Here is a 16,829-nt window from a genome sequence, read left to right as displayed (position 1 = left end):
ACTCTGCTGCCGGAAAGGTGGACAGAATATTACAAACTTGTCTCTCCTTTCGTTTGCTTTGTTCTAACATCATGACAATGTTTAAATCATATTTACTTACACAGAATAGCTAGAAACCAAAACCATTTAGGGGTTTTATTATTACAACTTGCTGGAATAATGTCCATCCCTTCATTTTTGCTAACATGAAATTCACCGTTGAAAGCCACAAATCTGATGAAACGATTGGTTGTGTAAAATTAGTTTATTTGAACAGAATAAGCGCCGGCCTTATAAGCAGCCTCTATCAGGACTGAATTCTGATAACCTGATAATATCTTTGAAATATTATGAGTTTCTTCAAATACTACTGTTGGTCTCATAATGCTTCTGCGACCAATGATTTTTTGTAAACCAAATCTTATAAACAACTCTAAAAGTTCTGGACGTAAAATGCGATCATTGGGTGGAAGTTTTTCAGAAAATAATTCGACACGAGTACATCTGCTTGATCCCTCAAAATCTTCACCTATTCCCAGTATTCTATAATAACCATTATCGTCAAATAAATGGACATACGTCTTGATATTTAGTGATTTGCCTCGCCATAAAAATGTAAATTCATTTGGAGATACCTTAATAACTACCTGGCCTGTCAGCCTATTGATTATGATATCTATCATGGACCGTTTATTCTTCAATGTGGCACACAATGTCAGCTCTACTGGGTCAAAAGCGGTAGCCTTTTTGATGTCCGATAGAGCGGTTTAGGGCCATTGCACAGAATAGACAGCAAATATCCTGTAAGAACCTGGTTCTGAGTTAGCAAATTTCCCTTGCTCAAGCAAGTCCTTTGCCTTTTCAAATGTAGGCAACAAGCAATGTTCATTTGTTTCTATTTCGGATGCCAGTGAATTACATGACAATGGCGAGCACTCCGGACTTGTATGGACGTAAAATGATACAACATCATATCCTTCAAGCTTCTTTGTTACTGGCTGTATGACGTGAGTTTCAAACGAAGATTCTGGAACAAATGGATTCCATGATTTCTCATCTTCGTCATATTCATACTCATAAATCTCATAGAAAAATAGTCTTGCATTGATAATATCTATGGAGTGCTCTTTGGCTACTGACCGAATTATTTCTGGTGAGTCAAACAGCCAGTATCCATTGTGTTTCCAGAAGTTTATGTAGTCAGCAAAGTCGTCGGATATACAATTGCTCACAGAGTAAATATCCTTCACTTGATTAGCCTTTAACCCATCTGGACGAGCCGCAACATGTTTAGCCATATACCCGGCTGGAATCATTTTTTACCCTCGACGAAAGTTGCACGCTGAGCTCAGCGAGTTCACAGGAACAAGGTGTTATATGTGATATTTAACTCTGCAAAATACTTCATCAAAACTAAAGTATCTCAAAGGAATTGAATAACAGTTACCTTTGATAGTCATCACGACCTTTACATTTTTCTTGGAGATGGGATAATATTATTTGATCGTAACAGTATCACCTGACTCCTCTATATTCAAGAATTGATAGGTATACACCTTACCCTCAAAAGTGCTTGTTTACAGGACTATTCAATAACCAGCTTACCGAAAAAGTTGTTTGATAATATTTTTTGTTGTTTCTCGGTTAACTGAACTTGCTCAATATTTTCAAAGTCCAGCTATTCATTGAATTTTCATACGCCTGTGATTTGAAAGTTTTCAGATCTTACTGGAAAAATGCTACTAACAAAGAGCAACCTTCCAATGAATGCCAACGAAAAAGGATTATTTATTTCAGTATATATACATATAACGTGGAATTCACTGCCGAACTTCCGTAAGTCCGATATTAGTATTTGTTGTATTATTATTTATATGGTTATTTATATATAATAGTAGCAGAAAATTCTTTCTTTTATCTTTATAAATTATGTATTTATAATAATAAATCCATCAGGATTATCTCTGAACCTAGATGGACTGATAATCTAGCTATGGGATTTTATCTTCTTTCTGATGAATGTATTATAATTGATTTTATATATATTTATTCTTATCAAAGCCTATAAGAATGATGTAATACATAAATTTGTTATTTTTATTATCATGCTATGATATTTTCTTACCTATTCTATTCCAGCGTATTGAAGATGTCTTCCGATCATATGACCAATAAATACTCTTTAACGTTCCTTTAATCATATTTTTTGAAACAAACCCAAAAAATCTACTGTCTAAACTATGATCACGATTATCACCCATTACGAAGTATGAATTGGCAGGTACAGTAACCGGACCAAATTGATCTCGTGGATATGTAATGGTAGGATACGTAGTTACATCCGTATAAACAACATATTCTTCCTTAATAATATTACCATTTACGATAAGTTGTTTATCCTTTATTTCAACAGTATCTCCACCCACTGCGACAACACGTTTTACAAAATCCTTGGACGGGTCTTTGGGGTATTCAAATATAACCAAATCCTTTTTTGGGGGTTCTTTGCTCCTTCTCGAAGATCAACCAAAATATAGTCACCTGCAAGTAATGTTGGTTCCATACTTACTGCCGATAATTTGTATGTCCTAATGATAGAATTTTTTATAAAACCTTGTACAGAAACTCTTATGCTTACATCCAAAATGAGTATCCCAATGTAAATAATTATCTTATTGTATTTCTTGAGAGGATATATTGTGCTGAATATTTTTGCAATTCTGACAGCATCAAATATAACTAATACATAATATACGATAATAAGAAGGGTAAACAGTGCCAGATAATAGATAGCAAAACGAGTATACAAGCCAAATATTAATAATGGTAATAACAAAAATGGCAACAGATAAATAATTAGTGATTTACGTATTTCTCCGTTATAAACGTGACCAAGCCCAGGTTGTATAATACTCAAAATTCCTGCCATCCATAATTTTCTTGGTTTATTCACCATATTAATTCTCCTTATACTTTGTACAATGTGGATCTAAGATGATATCAAGATTCTCAGTATTTTGACCGTTCATGTTGAGGTCAATCTTATGTGTGGTTCTCTCCTTGCCCACATTTGTTCACATGTATTAACTCTCGTAATTGTTTGATGCTCAAATTATGGCCCGATGTATACAGTATGGCATGACAATTCGGACAGACATGCCATCAATCATCAATTGGGTTGACTTGGCAGGACTTCCCTATTTCTGTCACAGATACCAAATGGTGAACGTGAATAAGGCCTGTGCCAATAGCGCCGTATGAATTGGCAAAGTCGAAGCCACATGCCACGCACTGATGTCCCCAATGAGCAATACACATGCTGCGTGCCTTTGGGCTTCTTTCGTATGCATTTACGACAACTGTTCTTTTTGCGCCCCCAGACTAAAGCCAAGTCACTGTCAACAAGCTGCTCTTCTGGATAGGGCTGCTCACCTGTCAATTCAAGGTCTTGCAGGAATTACACAAGTTCTGGGCTTAATTGCCAGACAAAATACGTTCCATCTTCCCCGCCATTAAAAAAACAGATCCAAGTACTTGTACTTTCTTGAGCTCCTTTCGGTGAACTGAATGTCGTAATGCTTTGCGATTCTCTTCGCAAACCTGCCAATCTCGGAATTTAGTGGGGCATGTGGTGATTTGCCGTTATAGCCAAGCAGCAATCCCATCTGACTTTCTTATGCCTTATAACCTTCGAATGAATGCATCCTTGAGAAAGCGACAAATATATTTTGTTCGTCAGCTCTTGGCATGAGAGAACTTCACTCCATTGGAGTGTACTGGGTTCAGTTGCCATTGGTATTTATGCATAACGTGTAATTGAACGGCAAACTTCAGTGAGTTCGTTCAAATGTCTAGTTAGTTAAATTCTTAAATTATTTTAAACTGGTGGAGTAATATGCGGATAAATCGTAATACCTATTTTTGCATCAATTTCAGAAAGCATTTTTATTGTTGTTTCTCGTATTTCTGTGAAAAAGCAGGCATTAGAATCACCAGATTCATAACCGATATCGAAAATTTTTAAAAAGCTAGTATCATATATTTCTTTTTGTTTATCTTCCATATGCTATTATTAGTTCATAGAAATGAGAAATAATATCGTTAACATCATTGCTTAATTCATTTGAAGTTTCAAATGATGCTTTATAATGTCTTCCCCACTTTCCATTGTACAAAACGACAGCATCTTCCCCAAATGCTGCGCATATTGGCGATAGATCAAAATTTGACATTATTTCAAAATCAGTTGTTAAGTAGCGTGTATCTTCCATCTGCTTTTTATATCACTAACCGTAAAGATAATCTCAGTTTTGCAAAAAATAACGCAGCATCGGCCAAAGGCCTCGCAAAAAATTATACTCAAATTTTCCGGTGTTGCAAAGTTGGAAAAGACTTGGCGATACCAGCTACCATCATTTACGCCGCATCCACCGACGCCGCAGGCGGCAAAGCCGGTGCGGCCGGGGCAGAGGCCGGCTTCCCGGGCGTATTGACATAGCTCGACGGCCACAGCCTGTTGCCGGGAGTGCCCGCGTGGGGGCGGATCTGGTCTGCGCCGCCAGGGGTCAGGCAGAGCTGCTCAGTTGCCAGGAGTGCAAAAGTCGCCTTCTGCTGCTGGCCAAGGCCCAAAAAAAGACGGCCGCCGCCTCGGGCGAGGCGCTCCTGCCGTGTTTAGGTGAGCTGGCACCGGCTCTTCGGCAGGCGCCAGCACGTGATAATGGTTCGGAAACGGCCGGGTTCAGGGAGCTGGAGCGAGCAATCCTCACGCACCTCCTTTGCAGGTCGCATTCGCCCTGGCAGTGCGGCACCAACGATTGCATGCATCGCCCCCAATAACGAGCAAAACGGCTTCTTCATCCAAAGATGAAGAAGCCGGTGCCACCGACAAAACAAAAATACCGTTTACAGCGCCTTGTTGGCATCCATGTGCCGGACCAGATCCAGCATACGGTTGGAATAACCCCATTCGTTGTCATACCAGCTCATGATCTTGACCGTGGTGCCCATGACGCGGGTGCAGTTGCCGTCCACAATGGAGGAGTGGGCATCGCCCCGGAAGTCGATGGAAACCAGCGGCTCGTCGGTGTAACCCAGATAGCGGTTGGCAGCGGCGGCCAGGACCTTGTTGACCTCATCCGTGGTGGTTTCCCTCTCCACTTCCATAACCACGTCCACCAGAGACACCGTCGGCGTGGGCACGCGCACCGCCAGACCGTCAAACTTGTTCTTCAGTTCCGGGATGACAAGCGCTACCGCAGCAGCAGCCCCGGTCTTGGTGGGAATCATGGACAGGCAGGCTGCCCGGGCGCGGCGCAGGTCCTTGTGGGGCGCATCCACCAGACGCTGATCACCGGTGTAGGCGTGCACAGTGGTCATCAGACCACGCCTGATGCCGAAATTGTTCAGAATAACCTGCGCCACCGGCGCCAGACAGTTGGTCGTGCAGGAGGCATTGGAAACCACATGGTGTTCGGCCGGATCATACTCATCCTCATTCACGCCCATGACTATGGTCTTGACACCGCCCTTGGCCGGCGCGGAAATCACGACCTTGCTCGCCCCCGCGTCAATATGCACCTGCGCCTTCTCAAGCGTGGTGAACAGGCCGGTGCATTCCAGCACATACTCGGCCCCCAGACTCCGCCAGGGGATTTCCGCCGGGTCGCGATGGCTGGTGATGGGGATTTCCCTGCCGTCCACGATCAAACTGTTCTCACCAGCCTTGATGTCTTCGCTGGCCCGACCCATGACAGAGTCGTATTTGGCCAACTGGGTCAGGGTTTGCACATCGGTCAGGTCATTGATGCCCACCACTTCGATGTCCGCAAAAGCCGGATCGCAGCCCAGCGCGCGAAATACGTTCCTGCCGATCCGGCCAAAGCCGTTGATGCCGATTTTAATGGCCATTTGTACACTCCTTGAAATTCGTATGAAAAGAGATGCGCCAGACGTTCCCGGGCTGGCGCGGAAAACACCGTATCAGTCCTGCCAACGCCGCATGGACTCCCGATAAAGCTGCACATAGGCGCCCATCACCGTTTTCCAGGTGTGCTCGCGATCTATACATTCGACCGCAGCCACCTGCATGCGGGTCACGGCTTCCGGCCCGCCGGCATACACGCCCATGGCCCGCCGCATGGCGCCAGCCAGAGAGTCAGCCGAATTATCGATATAGGAAAAACCGGTTTCACCGTCAAGCACCTTCACCAAACCACCGACCCGGTGCACAATGGGCAGATTGCCCAAGAGCTGGGCAATATAGTCGGTCAGGCCACAGGGTTCGTAACGGGATGGAATCAGGAAAAAATCACCTGCCGCATAGACCTGGTTGGCCACCGCCGGATCATAACCCTTAAGAAAGCAGAGCCTGCCCCAGCCCCGTTCGGACTCGCTCAGCCGCTCCAACTGCCGCTCCAGCCCGGACTCGCCGGCGCCAAAGACCAGGGCTTGCAATGGTGCTTCGTCCCGCAAAAATTCGAAGAGCGCCTCCAGCAGGATATCCACCCCTTTCTGCGCCGTCAAACGGCCGACAAAGGTGAAAAGCGGCATCGTGCCGGGGCCGCTCAGCACGCCGTACTGACGCACGCGCTCCCAGATCCGCACACTGGAGAGCTGATGCAGCATGGCCTCCTTGCAGGCGCGTTTGCCGGACAGCTCGTGCTTTCTGATGTTAAAGCCATGGGGCAGGTGCAGGATTTCGGGCCGCGAAGGATCGAAAGATGCCGGATCAATGCCATTGGTGATGCCAAAGAGTGCAATGCCCCGGGCGGAAAGCGTATGTCCCAGCCAGCCGGTGCGGCCATCTTCCTGGCTCTGCTGCAGCTCCACCGCATAGTTCCCGCTTACCGTGTTGAGCACACTGTAGCCAGACGCTGCCAGAAAGGGGTCGAAACTGCCATTGAGGAGGCTGTCGTCAATCACCCGGCGGGGCAGGCCCGTGATGGCGTGGGCAAAGTCCAGATCGTTCACCTCCTGATGATAGCCCTGACCGGCATTGTGGATGGTCACCACAGCGCCTGTACGGCTGAAATACGAACGGTAGCCGCCATTTTCCTTCATTATGGCCGGCAGGATGGCAGCATGGCCGTCGTGGCAATGGATCAGGTCCGGCCGTTCGCCCAGAAACATCATCACATCCAGTGCCGCCTTCTGCAGCAGCACATTCATGGCAAAATAATCCAGATGGCCCCGGCCCCGGTGCTGCCACTCGACCTCCTGCTCATCCTCTTCAGTGTAGGTATAGACCCCACGTTTGGTCGCATAGCGATCGGCCTCCAGGAGGTAGAGCCTGACGCCGCCCAGTTCGCCCTGCCACACGGCCACCGGTTCGCGGCGTTCTTCGCCGCTGTAGTTCATGTCCACCTCAAAAAGCGGAGTGTAGCGGCGCGCGCCGATGCGGCCGCTGCGATCTCCGATAGCGGCCAGCCGAAAGCCCAGCCCAGCCGCATCGATAAAGCCATAGCGCGGCAGCACCACACTGACCGAGCAATGGGCGTCCTGCACCAGAGTCTCCGCCAACTGGCGACAGACATCCTTGACGCCACCCGCACCGGCAATGCCTTCGTATTCCCGGGTGACCATCCAGACGTTTTTGGGAGCACACACTGTTTTCTCTGTCATATCGGCAAGTTCCTGCAAGAGATTCAAGGCCGTGCACCATCTGCCACCAAAGGGCGCAGACAAAATCAAAGAATCGTTTTTTCTCTTTTCATTTGTAGGACTTGATCTTACAGTGTCAAGCACTATCGGCAAATACTAAAATACCATGGAATATAAAGACTATTATCAGATACTTGGTGTCAAGAGAGATGCCACGCAGGATGCCATCAAGCAGGCCTTCCGCAGGCTGGCCCGCAAATATCATCCTGATGTCTGCAGGGAAAAGGACGCAGAAGCCCGCTTCAAGGATATCAACGAAGCCTACGAAGTGCTGAAAGATCCTGAAAAGCGCGGCGCGTACGATCAATTTGGCGCCAACTGGCAAAACCGCTCCCAGGCCGGGCCACAAACGGGACAGAGCGGCTCTTACGAATTTCATGCCAGCGCCAGCAGCGGGCAGGATTTCAGCGAATTCTTTGAATCGCTCTTCGGCCAGAGCGCTGCACACGGCGCTTTCACCGGCATGGGCAGCGAGGGGAACGAGCAGGACTTTGCCATGCGCGGCAAAGACCAAAGAGTCCTTGTGACCATCACCCTGGAAGAGGCCTTCCACGGCGCCAGACAGGCGCTGCATCTGAACAGGCCCGTGGCGGATGCGGCAGGCCACCTGAGCATGCAGCCGCAACAACTCAAGGTCGCCATTCCCAAGGGCATCGTGGAGGGCCAGCGCATCCGGCTGGAAGGCCAGGGCCTGCCGGGTCTGGGTGGTGGCGAACCGGGCGATCTCTACCTGGAAATCCGCTTTGCCCCGCACCCGTTTTTCCGTGCCGACAAACGGACCATTCACCTGGAGCTGCCAATCACGCCCTGGGAAGCGGCCCTGGGCGCCACCATGACCGTGCCCACACTGGACGGCAAGGTACAGCTCAAGATTCCGGCCAATTCCCAAAACGGCCGCAAGCTGCGGCTGAAGGGCAGAGGACTGTCCACGGCCAAAACCGAAGGCGACCAGATCGTAACGCTCAAAGTGGTGCTGCCCGAGGCCCACACCAGGGAGCAGCAGGAGATCTACCGCAGCATGGCTGAAAAAATGGCCTTCAACCCACGTGCGGATTTGGGAGTCTGACATGAGCGAACACACGGGCGTCTATCTGGAAGGCACGGTACTGGACGAGGAAAATTTTTGCTCGCTCAAGGAATTATGCCGGGTCTGCGGGGTCAGTGCAGGCGACATCCGGGCCATGATCGAAGAAGACATCATCACCCCGAAAGGCGAACGGCCCGAGGAATGGCGCTTCACCCTGCTTGCCATCCACCGGGTGCAGACCGTGAACCGGCTCACCCGCGACCTGCATATCAATTTGTCCGGCTGCGCGCTGGTGTTGGAACTGCTGGACGAGATCCACTCCCTGCGTGCCCGCCTGCCCAAAAGCTGACGCCTTGTCCCCTGCAGCCCTGCTTGCCCGGCTCGGTCCGCCTTTTGAACCCTTTTCCCTGACTCTGGGCCTGAGCTGCGGACTGCTTGTCGCCTTCCTGCTCTGCCTGCTCATACGCCAGCAGGGCCGGCACAAAGCTCTCATGTTGCAGAGCCGGCTGGAGCGGCTGCAGGAACAGGCCCAGGAATACAGGGACGAAGTGGCGCGGCTCACACAGGAATGCCGGGCGCTGGCCGGGGAATGCCGGGAACTGGATGTGGACAACGCCGCCCTGCAGAGCGCCAGCGCCGGTCTGCGGCAGCAGTTGGCCGAGCGGGATGCCCTTTTGGCCGAAACCCGGCGACAGATAGAAGCGCATTTTCAGGCAACAGCCGACCGCATTCTGCACCAGCAAAACGAAAGCCTGAGCCGAAAACACCAGAGCTCTCTGAACCTGCTGCTGCAGCCTCTGCACGAGCAGATCGGCAGCTTCCGCGAGCGGCTGGAAACCCTGCACCGCGAGGAAAGCCGGGAACGCAGCGCGCTGCAGCAGGAGCTGGACCAGCTCCGCCGCCTGAACCAGCAGTTGAGCAACGACGCCGTCAACCTGAGCGAGGCCCTGCGCGGCAAAAACAAGTTTCAGGGACAGTGGGGCGAACTGGTGCTTTCGCGAGTGCTGGAAGCCTCCGGCCTGCGGGCCGGACAGGAATTTGACACCCAGCCTGCGCTCCACGACGAGAACGGTGGTCTCTTCCAGCCCGACGCCGTGGTACACCTGCCCGAGGGCCGGGAGGTGCTGATTGACGCCAAGATGTCGCTCAAGGATTACACCCAGGCGGTCGGCGCCGGTGACCCGGCGGAAGCGCAGGCCGCCATGCAGCGCCATCTGGCCTCGGTGAAACGGCAGATCGGCCTGCTGGCCGGCAAGCGCTATCACACGCTCATGGGGCCGGGCGCCCTGGACTTCGTGCTGCTCTTTATTCCGGTGGAAGGCGCCTTTCAGGCAGTGGTGGCACAGGCACCACACATGCTGACCGATGCCATGCGGGACAAGGTGGTGCTTGCCAGCCCCTCCACCCTGCTCGCGATTCTGCGCACCATCCACCATCTCTGGCGGGTGGACAAGCAGCACAACAACAGTTTGGCCATTGCCAAACAGGCAGCCAGCATTTATGATAAACTGGCTGGTTTTGTGGAGGCCTTCGACGCCATTGGTCTGCGCCTGCAACAGACAGAGCTGGCCTGGCGCACCGCCAGAAATCGCCTGCACAGCGGACAGGGGAATCTGCTGGCCCGGGCGGAAGCGTTAAAAGAGCTGGGCGTGCAACCCAACAAGGAGCTGCATGTTCCAGTGGAAAATTCCCCACCTTCTGAGGAGATATCCATATGAAATACCTGAGCATTCTGGCAATCCTTTCCCTGCTGGCCCTTTCGGCCTGCGCCACCGGACCCAGCCGGGGCGGCATTGGTGCGGGCGTGGGCGCCGGTATCGGCGCCATTGCCGGTCAGGCCATTGGCCATAACACCCAAGGTACCCTGATCGGCACTGCGGTCGGCGGCCTCATCGGCTACATGGTTGGCAACGAAATGGACAAGTACGACCGTCAGCAGCTCGACCACATGTACGAGCGCGGGGTGTCCAATCAAACCTCTTCCTGGGTCAACCCGGACACGGGTTATCAGTATTCCGTGACCCCGCATTCGGCCTACCAGTCCAACAACCGGTGGTGCCGCAAGGCTGAAATCGATTCCTGGATAGAGGGCCGGAAAAAAACCGTGACCACCACCGCCTGCCGCAACGAAAACGGGCAGTGGGAAATCCAGCGCTGATGCCGCAAGGCCAGTTCTCAGTCAAAACTGACGGCCGGAGGGAATTTGTCGATCTCTCCGGCCGTCTTCGTGCTCTGGTTCAGCAAAGCGGCATCCAGGAAGGCCTGCTGGTGCTGTACAATCCTCACACCACCGCCGGGCTCACCATCAACGAAGGCGCAGATCCGGATGTGCAGCAGGACATGCTGGCGGCCTTGGCCCGCATGGTGCCGGAAACAGCGCATTACCGGCACCTCGAAGGGAATTCGCCGGCCCATGTGATGGCCAGCCTGACCGGCTCCAGCGTATCTCTCATCATTCACGGCGGCCACATACAACTGGGCGCCTGGCAGCACGTCTTCTTCGCGGAATTCGACGGTCCCCGCAAGCGTAGCGTCCGCTGGCTGCTCCTGGCCGACCGCTAGGCCAAGGCAAGCGCTGCATCGCGATCTCCCGGAAAAGCCGTTTTCAAACCTCCAATCCGCCTATGCACCACTTGCACAACCTGCGTGCCTACCTCGACCTTTTGCGCGCCCATCATGAACTCAGGGTCATTGACACGGCAGTTGACCCGCACCTTGAGATTGCGGAGCTGCACCGCCGCGTCATTGCCAAGGGCGGCCCGGCCCTGCTCTTTACCAAGGTCAGGAATTCCGCCTTCCCGGTGGTCACCAATCTCTTCGGCACAGAGGGCCGTCTGGCGCTGGCCTTTGGCTCCCGGCCGCGGGATTTTGTCCAGGGGCTGGTGCGGCTCGCGGAAAGCGCCGCGCCGCCCACACTCTCTACCCTGTGGCGGTCCCGCGGGCTTTTCGCTGAGGCCCTGCGCCTGGGTCTGAAAACAGTCAAAACCGGCCCCATTCTGGACTGCAGACAGGCGCCCTGCCGCCTGAGTGAAGTGCCGCTGCTCACCTCCTGGCATTCGGACGGCGGCGCCTTCGTCACCCTGCCGCTCGTCTATACCGAGCACCCGGACCGCCTGGGCCACAATCTCGGCATGTACCGCATCCAGCGTTTTGACGACACCACGACCGGGGTGCACTGGCAGATTCACCGGGGCGGCGGCAATCACTATTTTGTGGCGGAACGGAAGAATCAGGCTCTGCCGCTGACCCTGTTCATCGGTGGGCCGCCGGCGCTGATGCTGGCAGCCATTGCGCCCCTGCCGGAAAACGTGCCGGAGCTGATCCTGGCTTCGCTCCTGCAGGGCGAAAAGCTGCGGCTCGTGGCCGACCCGCTGGGCGGGCATCCCCTGGTGGCTGAAGCGGAATTCGCGATCAAGGGCATGGTACCGCCCTTTGAACGCCGGCCTGAAGGGCCATTTGGCGATCATTACGGCTACAATTCCCTGGCCCACAATTACCCGGTTTTCCACACAAGCCACCTCTATCACCGGAAAAACGCCATCTATCCGGCCACCGTGGTTGGCCGGCCCAGGCAGGAAGACTACTTTATCGGCGACTTTCTGCAGGACCTGCTTTCGCCGCTCTTCCCCCTGGTCATGCAGGGCGTGATCCAGCTCAAGACCTTTGGCGAAACCGGTTTCCACTGCCTGGCTGCAGCGCGCGTCCATAATCGCTACGACCGGGAGGCCTTTGCCGCCGGTCTGCGCATTCTGGGCGAGGGCCAGCTTTCCCTGAGCAAATTTCTTCTGCTCACCGACGGAGCGGTGGATGTTGCCGATTTTCCGGCACTCTGGCAGCACATTCTGGAACGCATCCAGTGGGATCAGGATCTCTACATATTCGCCAACGTCTCGCAGGATACCCTGGACTACACCGGACCTTCGGTCAACTCCGGCTCCAAGGCCATGATGCTGGGACTGGGCGAGAAACGGCGGGATTTGCCACGGGAATTTCATGGCAATCTGCCGCCAGACTGCACAAAGGCGAAAGTGTACCTGCCCGGCACACTCGTGGTGCAGGGCGTGGCGTACCAGGAAAAGGCGCAGCTCGCCCAATGTCTGGCCGAATGGCCCGGCCTTGGAGACTGGCCGCTCTGCATGCTGGTGGATGATACGGATGCGGCCACTGCATCCCTGCAGGAATTTTTGTGGACCATCTTCACCCGCTTCGAGCCGGCAGCAGATATCCACGGCAAGGGCCAGGAAGTGCGGCGCTTTCATGTGGGCCTCACAGCCCCCCTGGTGTTTGATTGCCGCATGAAGCCCTGGTACACGGAGGTGCTGGAGGTCGACCCGGCCACCAAGGCGCAGGTCGATGCGCTCATGCCACTCATTCCTGGCCTCTAGCATGGCAGAGCGCTTGCAAAAAATCCTGGCCCAGGCCGGTGTGGCCTCACGCAGGGCGGCGGAACAACTGATTCTGGAGGGCCGCGTCGAGGTGGACGGCAGCATCGTGACCCAACTGGGGAGCAGGTTTGACCCGAATCAGGTCCGTATCTGCGTGGATGGCCAGGAGATTGCTGCGGAAAAACACGTCTACCTGCTTTTGAACAAGCCGGCCGGCTACATCAGCACCCTGTCCGACCCGCAGGGCCGCCGACTCGTGACGGAACTCCTGCAGGACATCCCCGAGCGGGTTTTCCCGGTGGGCCGGCTGGATTTCGACACCGAGGGGGCGCTCATTCTGACCAATGACGGTGCGTTTGCCCACAGCATCCTCCATCCCAGCCGGGAAATCCCCCGCACCTACGAAGCGCTGGTCAGCGGTGTGCCCGGCCCCGAGGCATTGCGGCGGCTGGAAAGCGGCCTTGACCTGGAAGAATTCCGGACCCGGCCGGCCCAGGTACGAATCCTGCGCAGGGCTGCCCAGCAATGTCTTGTAGAAATCGTCATCCACGAGGGCCACAAGCGTCAGGTACGCCGCATGTTTCAGGCCATCGGCCACCGGGTGCTCCACCTGAAACGCACCGCCTACGGCAATCTGCGCCTGGGCAATCTGCGGCCAGGCCGGTGGCGTCGACTCTCGCCGGCCGAGTTCCGGCAGCTCTTTTCCGCAGCCCCGTAAATATTTTCTTTACTTCAATCAAAATTGTTGTTTAGAATCAGGGAGATACTTCTTGCGTCCCTCAAGACTGCCCCCTCCCTCATATTCGGGCAGCGCTTCCCTGAACCATCACCGCATATGCCGTGTGCATTTGCTCACGGAGGCCTTGGATGAACAAATCAGACTTGACGCGACAGCTTGCAGAATCCCTGCACCTTTCCATGCGGGAAGCCGGTTCCATTGTCAATACCATTGTCGAGGCCATGGCCGATGCGCTGGCCCGGGGAGAATCCATCGAAATCCGCGGCTTTGGCAGCTTTATTGTCAAGCATTACGAGAGCTACACCGGCAGGAATCCCAAAACCGGAGAAAAGATCACGGTGCAACCCAAGAAGCTGCCCTTTTTCAAGGTTGGCAAAGACCTGCGGGAACAGGTCAACAGGCAGCGGAAAAACTAGCGGGCCAGCTCTCCATCACTCAGCGCTTCCCCCACCAGATCATAGATATGCGCTTCAGTGATGCGCACGCGGACGATTGCCCCCCGCTCGGCCTGGCCGTCATTGATGTACACGCAGCCATCCACCTCAGGCGCCTGAAAACTGGTGCGCCCCTCCAGTAACAGGTCGCTCTCCCTGCTGTAGCCTTCTACCAGAACCGACTGGATCGTGCCGATTTTCCCCCGCAAAATGCCGGCACTAACCTCTGCCTGGGCGGCCATGGCAGCGGCCCGGCGTTCCTCCTTCGCCTCCTGCGTCACCTTGCCCGGGAGATCATGGGCAGCACAGGCCTCTTCATCTTCGTAGGCAAAGACCCCCACATGATCGAGCCGCCAGTCGCGGATGGCCTGCGTCAGTTCACGTGCCTGCGCTTCCGTTTCACCAGGAAAGCCAACCATCATGGTCGTGCGCAGGGCGCAATCGGGCAAAGCCCCGCGTACCCGCTCCAGCAGGGCCTCAATATCCCGCCGCCGATAGCGGCGTTTCATGGCGGCCAGCACCGGGTCGCTCACGTGTTGCAGGGGCAGGTCCAGATAGGGCAGGATCCGCGGCTCACCCCGCATGAGATCCAGCAACTCGTCACCAACCCCGTCCGGATACAGATAGAGGAGGCGCAACCAGGGAATACGGGTATGGGCCAGCAGATTTTCCAGAAGGGCCATGAGCCCGTGCCGGAGGCCCAAATCGCAGCCATAGGCGCAGAGGTCCTGGGCAATCAGGGACAGTTCCTGTACGCCCTGCGCCTCCAGAAGTCTGGCCTCGGCAAGCAGATCGGCAATGCTGCGGCTGCGCAGAGGCCCGCGAATGCTGGGGATCATGCAGTAGGCGCAGCGATTGTCGCAGCCTTCGGTAATCTTCAGATAGGCGCGGAAAAAAGGCGTAGCCAGCCGTCGGCCAACGCCGCTGTCCATGAGATAGGCGGCGCTGCCAGGCCGGGTGTGGAGGCGCTGCCTTGGCTCCTGCCCGGCAAGAATACGGGCAATATCCGGAAAATCATCCAGACCGATCAGATAATCCACCTCGGGCAGGGATGCCGCCAGCTCCGCCCCATAACGCTGGACCAGACATCCGGTCACCACCAGACGCCTTCCGGGATCCTTTTCCTTGTACCTGGCCATCTCCAGAATCGTGTCAATGGCCTCCTCCGCAGCGCTCTGAATAAAGCCGCAGGTATTGACCACCAGAATGTCGGCCTCTTCGGGCCTGTCCACAGTCCGGCAGCCATCTGCCTCGAGAGCGGCCAGCATGACCTCGGAATCCACCAGATTTTTCGGGCAACCCAGGCTGACCAGATGCAGTTTTTTCATTCCCATATTCCCTTTGATGTTTGTCAGCAGAGGCGAAAAGTCCGCCCGGAGGCGCTGTCCTGCCCCGCTTACAGTCAAGGCCAGGAGCCAACGCAGCCGGGACTTGCGCCTGCCCCTTTCGTGCTCAGCAGGCCAGTGATGCGCCGTCAGCCTTCGAAAGATCATAAAAAAAGGGCTGCAGCCACCGGCTGCAGCCCTGGAGAGTACGAGTCAACTGCTCTTACAGGCCCAGAGCAGAGGCAAAGGGATTGGCATAGAGCAGGATAAAGGCAATAACCAAGCCGTAGATGGCGATGGACTCGCACAGAGCCATACCGATGATCATGGTGGTGGTGATGGCGCCCTTGGCATCAGGATTCCGAGCCACACCTTCGCAGGCGCCGCGCAGACCATTGCCCATGCCGATGCCAGCGCCAAAACCGGCGATGCCGATGCTCAGGGCTGCACCAATGCAAATCAGGGCGAGACTAATCGTGTTCATTGCAAATTCCTCCAGTAATGAGTGTAGATAAGTGGCCTTCTTCTCCGTCGGACGGACGTAAAAGCAATATCAGTGGGCGGGCGCCATGGAGCCCGCACAGTATATAGTGGACAGCAGCACGAACACCACGGCCTGGATCACCGACACCAAAACGCCCAGCATGAGGATGGGCAGGGGGGCAAAAAAGGCGCCCGCCAGCATGAAGAGTACGCTCAGCAGGACTTCCTTGGCGAAGATATTGCCGAAAAGACGCATGGAGAGTGAAACCAGCCGGGCGAGGTTACCGACGACCTCCAGCACGAACATGAGCGGGGCCAGCCATTTGTTGGGGCCCATGAAGTGCCTGTAATAGTGCAGCCCGTGATATTTAAAGCCGAGGTAATGATGGGTGAGCCAGACCACGATGGTCATCGCCAAGGTTATGTTCAGATTGGCGGTCGGCGAGGTGAAGCCGGGGATCAGACCGATCATATTGGAGGTCAGAATATAGAGGAAAAAGGTTGCCATCATCGGGAACAGCATTTTGGCGCCCTTTTCACCCAGATTTTCCTCCAGCATGCCCATCAGACCGCCGATGATCACTTCCCAGAAGTTCTGACCGCTGCCCGGCACCAGCTCCATCTTGCCCAGGGTCATGCATGACACCATGACCAGAAAGGCCATGACAAACCAGGTATAGGTCATGTAGGGCGTGCAGAGCTGCTCAATAAAGCTATGACCCACGACCGTGTGGGGAACCGGCAGACCAAGGGCCTGCAGCACCAGAGAAATGAACAGTATTGGATGCTCCATGATTT

Annotated in this window: 19 protein-coding genes; 9 read left to right on the top strand and 10 right to left on the bottom strand. The window is 54.0% G+C overall.

Annotation, left to right across the window (positions count from 1 at the left end; genetic code table 11):
• Positions 1 to 239: 239 nt before the first annotated feature.
• From CAY53_RS12495 to CAY53_RS12485, 5 genes are all read right to left on the bottom strand, one after another.
• On the bottom strand, positions 240 to 662 hold the full coding sequence (locus CAY53_RS12495) for a hypothetical protein (RefSeq protein WP_146106399.1): 423 nt from the start codon (positions 660 to 662) through the stop codon (positions 240 to 242).
• A gap of 84 nt (positions 663 to 746) precedes the next feature.
• The gene (locus tag CAY53_RS04645; RefSeq protein WP_219842726.1) at positions 747 to 1,277 is read right to left on the bottom strand and encodes a hypothetical protein; all 531 of its coding nucleotides are present in this window, start codon (positions 1,275 to 1,277) and stop codon (positions 747 to 749) included.
• Between the two features lie 810 nt (positions 1,278 to 2,087).
• Positions 2,088 to 2,465, bottom strand: a complete 378-nt coding sequence (gene lepB / locus CAY53_RS14070) for a signal peptidase I (RefSeq protein WP_104936137.1) — start codon at positions 2,463 to 2,465, stop codon at positions 2,088 to 2,090.
• Positions 2,420 to 2,935, bottom strand: coding sequence for a hypothetical protein (locus CAY53_RS12490; protein WP_146106398.1), 516 nt, complete (start codon positions 2,933 to 2,935; stop codon positions 2,420 to 2,422). The genes lepB and CAY53_RS12490 overlap by 46 nt, the downstream gene beginning before the upstream one ends.
• A gap of 921 nt (positions 2,936 to 3,856) precedes the next feature.
• The gene (locus CAY53_RS12485; RefSeq protein WP_146106397.1) at positions 3,857 to 4,042 is read right to left on the bottom strand and encodes a hypothetical protein; all 186 of its coding nucleotides are present in this window, start codon (positions 4,040 to 4,042) and stop codon (positions 3,857 to 3,859) included.
• 132 nt (positions 4,043 to 4,174) lie between these two features.
• Between CAY53_RS12485 and CAY53_RS12480 the strand changes: the two genes are divergently transcribed.
• Complete coding sequence (locus CAY53_RS12480; protein ID WP_146106396.1) at positions 4,175 to 4,477, top strand: hypothetical protein; 303 nt, start codon at positions 4,175 to 4,177, stop codon at positions 4,475 to 4,477.
• Positions 4,478 to 4,881: 404 nt separating this feature from the next.
• On the opposite strand, the gene gap is transcribed toward CAY53_RS12480, so the two are convergent.
• Positions 4,882 to 5,886, bottom strand: coding sequence for a type I glyceraldehyde-3-phosphate dehydrogenase (gene gap, locus CAY53_RS04630; protein ID WP_104936135.1), 1,005 nt, complete (start codon positions 5,884 to 5,886; stop codon positions 4,882 to 4,884).
• A gap of 72 nt (positions 5,887 to 5,958) precedes the next feature.
• Positions 5,959 to 7,599, bottom strand: coding sequence for a glycogen synthase (locus tag CAY53_RS04625; protein WP_104937439.1), 1,641 nt, complete (start codon positions 7,597 to 7,599; stop codon positions 5,959 to 5,961).
• 145 nt (positions 7,600 to 7,744) lie between these two features.
• Here CAY53_RS04625 and CAY53_RS04620 point away from each other — a divergent pair, with 145 nt between their 5' ends.
• The 8 genes from CAY53_RS04620 (at position 7,745) to CAY53_RS04585 (ending at position 14,205) form a co-directional block, all read left to right on the top strand.
• Positions 7,745 to 8,704: a DnaJ C-terminal domain-containing protein gene (locus tag CAY53_RS04620; protein WP_104936134.1), complete on the top strand. Its 960-nt coding sequence runs from the start codon at positions 7,745 to 7,747 to the stop codon at positions 8,702 to 8,704.
• 1 nt (position 8,705) lies between these two features.
• Positions 8,706 to 9,014, top strand: a complete 309-nt coding sequence (locus CAY53_RS04615; RefSeq protein ID WP_104936133.1) for a chaperone modulator CbpM — start codon at positions 8,706 to 8,708, stop codon at positions 9,012 to 9,014.
• 4 nt (positions 9,015 to 9,018) lie between these two features.
• Positions 9,019 to 10,383, top strand: coding sequence for a DNA recombination protein RmuC (locus tag CAY53_RS04610; protein ID WP_146106395.1), 1,365 nt, complete (start codon positions 9,019 to 9,021; stop codon positions 10,381 to 10,383).
• Positions 10,380 to 10,823, top strand: a complete 444-nt coding sequence (locus CAY53_RS04605) for an RT0821/Lpp0805 family surface protein (protein ID WP_104936131.1) — start codon at positions 10,380 to 10,382, stop codon at positions 10,821 to 10,823. Before CAY53_RS04610 ends, CAY53_RS04605 begins: the two co-directional genes overlap by 4 nt.
• A complete protein-coding gene (locus tag CAY53_RS04600; protein WP_104936130.1) occupies positions 10,823 to 11,227 on the top strand; it encodes a secondary thiamine-phosphate synthase enzyme YjbQ in 405 nt (134 codons plus the stop codon). Before CAY53_RS04605 ends, CAY53_RS04600 begins: the two co-directional genes overlap by 1 nt.
• 62 nt (positions 11,228 to 11,289) lie before the next feature.
• On the top strand, positions 11,290 to 13,050 hold the full coding sequence (locus tag CAY53_RS04595) for a UbiD family decarboxylase (RefSeq protein WP_104936129.1): 1,761 nt from the start codon (positions 11,290 to 11,292) through the stop codon (positions 13,048 to 13,050).
• Position 13,051: 1 nt separating this feature from the next.
• Entirely contained in the window at positions 13,052 to 13,768 is a 717-nt protein-coding gene (locus CAY53_RS04590) for a pseudouridine synthase (protein ID WP_104936128.1), read from the top strand.
• 149 nt (positions 13,769 to 13,917) lie between these two features.
• Complete coding sequence (locus tag CAY53_RS04585; RefSeq protein WP_017865561.1) at positions 13,918 to 14,205, top strand: HU family DNA-binding protein; 288 nt, start codon at positions 13,918 to 13,920, stop codon at positions 14,203 to 14,205.
• Here the strand turns inward: CAY53_RS04585 and rimO are convergent.
• From rimO to atpB, 3 genes are all read right to left on the bottom strand, one after another.
• Positions 14,202 to 15,551 carry a 30S ribosomal protein S12 methylthiotransferase RimO gene (rimO, locus tag CAY53_RS04580; protein ID WP_104937438.1) on the bottom strand — a complete coding sequence of 450 codons (1,350 nt, stop codon included), beginning with the start codon at positions 15,549 to 15,551 and terminating at the stop codon, positions 14,202 to 14,204. The two genes, CAY53_RS04585 and rimO, sit on opposite strands and share 4 nt — an antisense overlap.
• Positions 15,552 to 15,771: 220 nt before the next feature.
• On the bottom strand, positions 15,772 to 16,032 hold the full coding sequence (atpE, locus tag CAY53_RS04575) for an ATP synthase F0 subunit C (RefSeq protein ID WP_017865559.1): 261 nt from the start codon (positions 16,030 to 16,032) through the stop codon (positions 15,772 to 15,774).
• A 69-nt stretch (positions 16,033 to 16,101) separates the two neighbouring features.
• The gene (atpB, locus tag CAY53_RS04570) at positions 16,102 to 16,824 is read right to left on the bottom strand and encodes a F0F1 ATP synthase subunit A (protein ID WP_104936127.1); all 723 of its coding nucleotides are present in this window, start codon (positions 16,822 to 16,824) and stop codon (positions 16,102 to 16,104) included.
• Between the last annotated feature and the right edge of the window lie 5 nt (positions 16,825 to 16,829).

The sequence above is a fragment of the Desulfobulbus oralis genome (genome assembly GCF_002952055.1).
Taxonomy (GTDB): Bacteria; Desulfobacterota; Desulfobulbia; order Desulfobulbales; family Desulfobulbaceae; genus Desulfobulbus; species Desulfobulbus oralis.
This window is presented reverse-complemented; position numbering and strand designations above follow the sequence as displayed.

What these genes read in the sequence shown, in the direction of transcription:
- atpB (WP_104936127.1), bottom strand. Translation starts at nt 16,824, where the DNA reads ATGGAGCATCCAATACTGTTCATTTCTCTGGTGCTGCAGGCCCTTGGT.
- CAY53_RS04590 (WP_104936128.1), top strand. Translation starts at nt 13,052, where the DNA reads ATGGCAGAGCGCTTGCAAAAAATCCTGGCCCAGGCCGGTGTGGCCTCA.
- CAY53_RS12485 (WP_146106397.1), bottom strand. Translation starts at nt 4,042, where the DNA reads ATGGAAGATAAACAAAAAGAAATATATGATACTAGCTTTTTAAAAATT.
- rimO (WP_104937438.1), bottom strand. Translation starts at nt 15,551, where the DNA reads ATGAAAAAACTGCATCTGGTCAGCCTGGGTTGCCCGAAAAATCTGGTG.
- atpE (WP_017865559.1), bottom strand. Translation starts at nt 16,032, where the DNA reads ATGAACACGATTAGTCTCGCCCTGATTTGCATTGGTGCAGCCCTGAGC.
- CAY53_RS04645 (WP_219842726.1), bottom strand. Translation starts at nt 1,277, where the DNA reads ATGGCTAAACATGTTGCGGCTCGTCCAGATGGGTTAAAGGCTAATCAA.
- gap (WP_104936135.1), bottom strand. Translation starts at nt 5,886, where the DNA reads ATGGCCATTAAAATCGGCATCAACGGCTTTGGCCGGATCGGCAGGAAC.
- CAY53_RS04595 (WP_104936129.1), top strand. Translation starts at nt 11,290, where the DNA reads ATGCACCACTTGCACAACCTGCGTGCCTACCTCGACCTTTTGCGCGCC.
- CAY53_RS12480 (WP_146106396.1), top strand. Translation starts at nt 4,175, where the DNA reads ATGCTGCGCATATTGGCGATAGATCAAAATTTGACATTATTTCAAAAT.
- CAY53_RS04625 (WP_104937439.1), bottom strand. Translation starts at nt 7,599, where the DNA reads ATGACAGAGAAAACAGTGTGTGCTCCCAAAAACGTCTGGATGGTCACC.
- CAY53_RS04615 (WP_104936133.1), top strand. Translation starts at nt 8,706, where the DNA reads ATGAGCGAACACACGGGCGTCTATCTGGAAGGCACGGTACTGGACGAG.
- CAY53_RS04600 (WP_104936130.1), top strand. Translation starts at nt 10,823, where the DNA reads ATGCCGCAAGGCCAGTTCTCAGTCAAAACTGACGGCCGGAGGGAATTT.
- CAY53_RS12490 (WP_146106398.1), bottom strand. Translation starts at nt 2,935, where the DNA reads ATGGTGAATAAACCAAGAAAATTATGGATGGCAGGAATTTTGAGTATT.
- CAY53_RS04585 (WP_017865561.1), top strand. Translation starts at nt 13,918, where the DNA reads ATGAACAAATCAGACTTGACGCGACAGCTTGCAGAATCCCTGCACCTT.
- CAY53_RS04620 (WP_104936134.1), top strand. Translation starts at nt 7,745, where the DNA reads ATGGAATATAAAGACTATTATCAGATACTTGGTGTCAAGAGAGATGCC.
- CAY53_RS12495 (WP_146106399.1), bottom strand. Translation starts at nt 662, where the DNA reads ATGATAGATATCATAATCAATAGGCTGACAGGCCAGGTAGTTATTAAG.
- CAY53_RS04605 (WP_104936131.1), top strand. Translation starts at nt 10,380, where the DNA reads ATGAAATACCTGAGCATTCTGGCAATCCTTTCCCTGCTGGCCCTTTCG.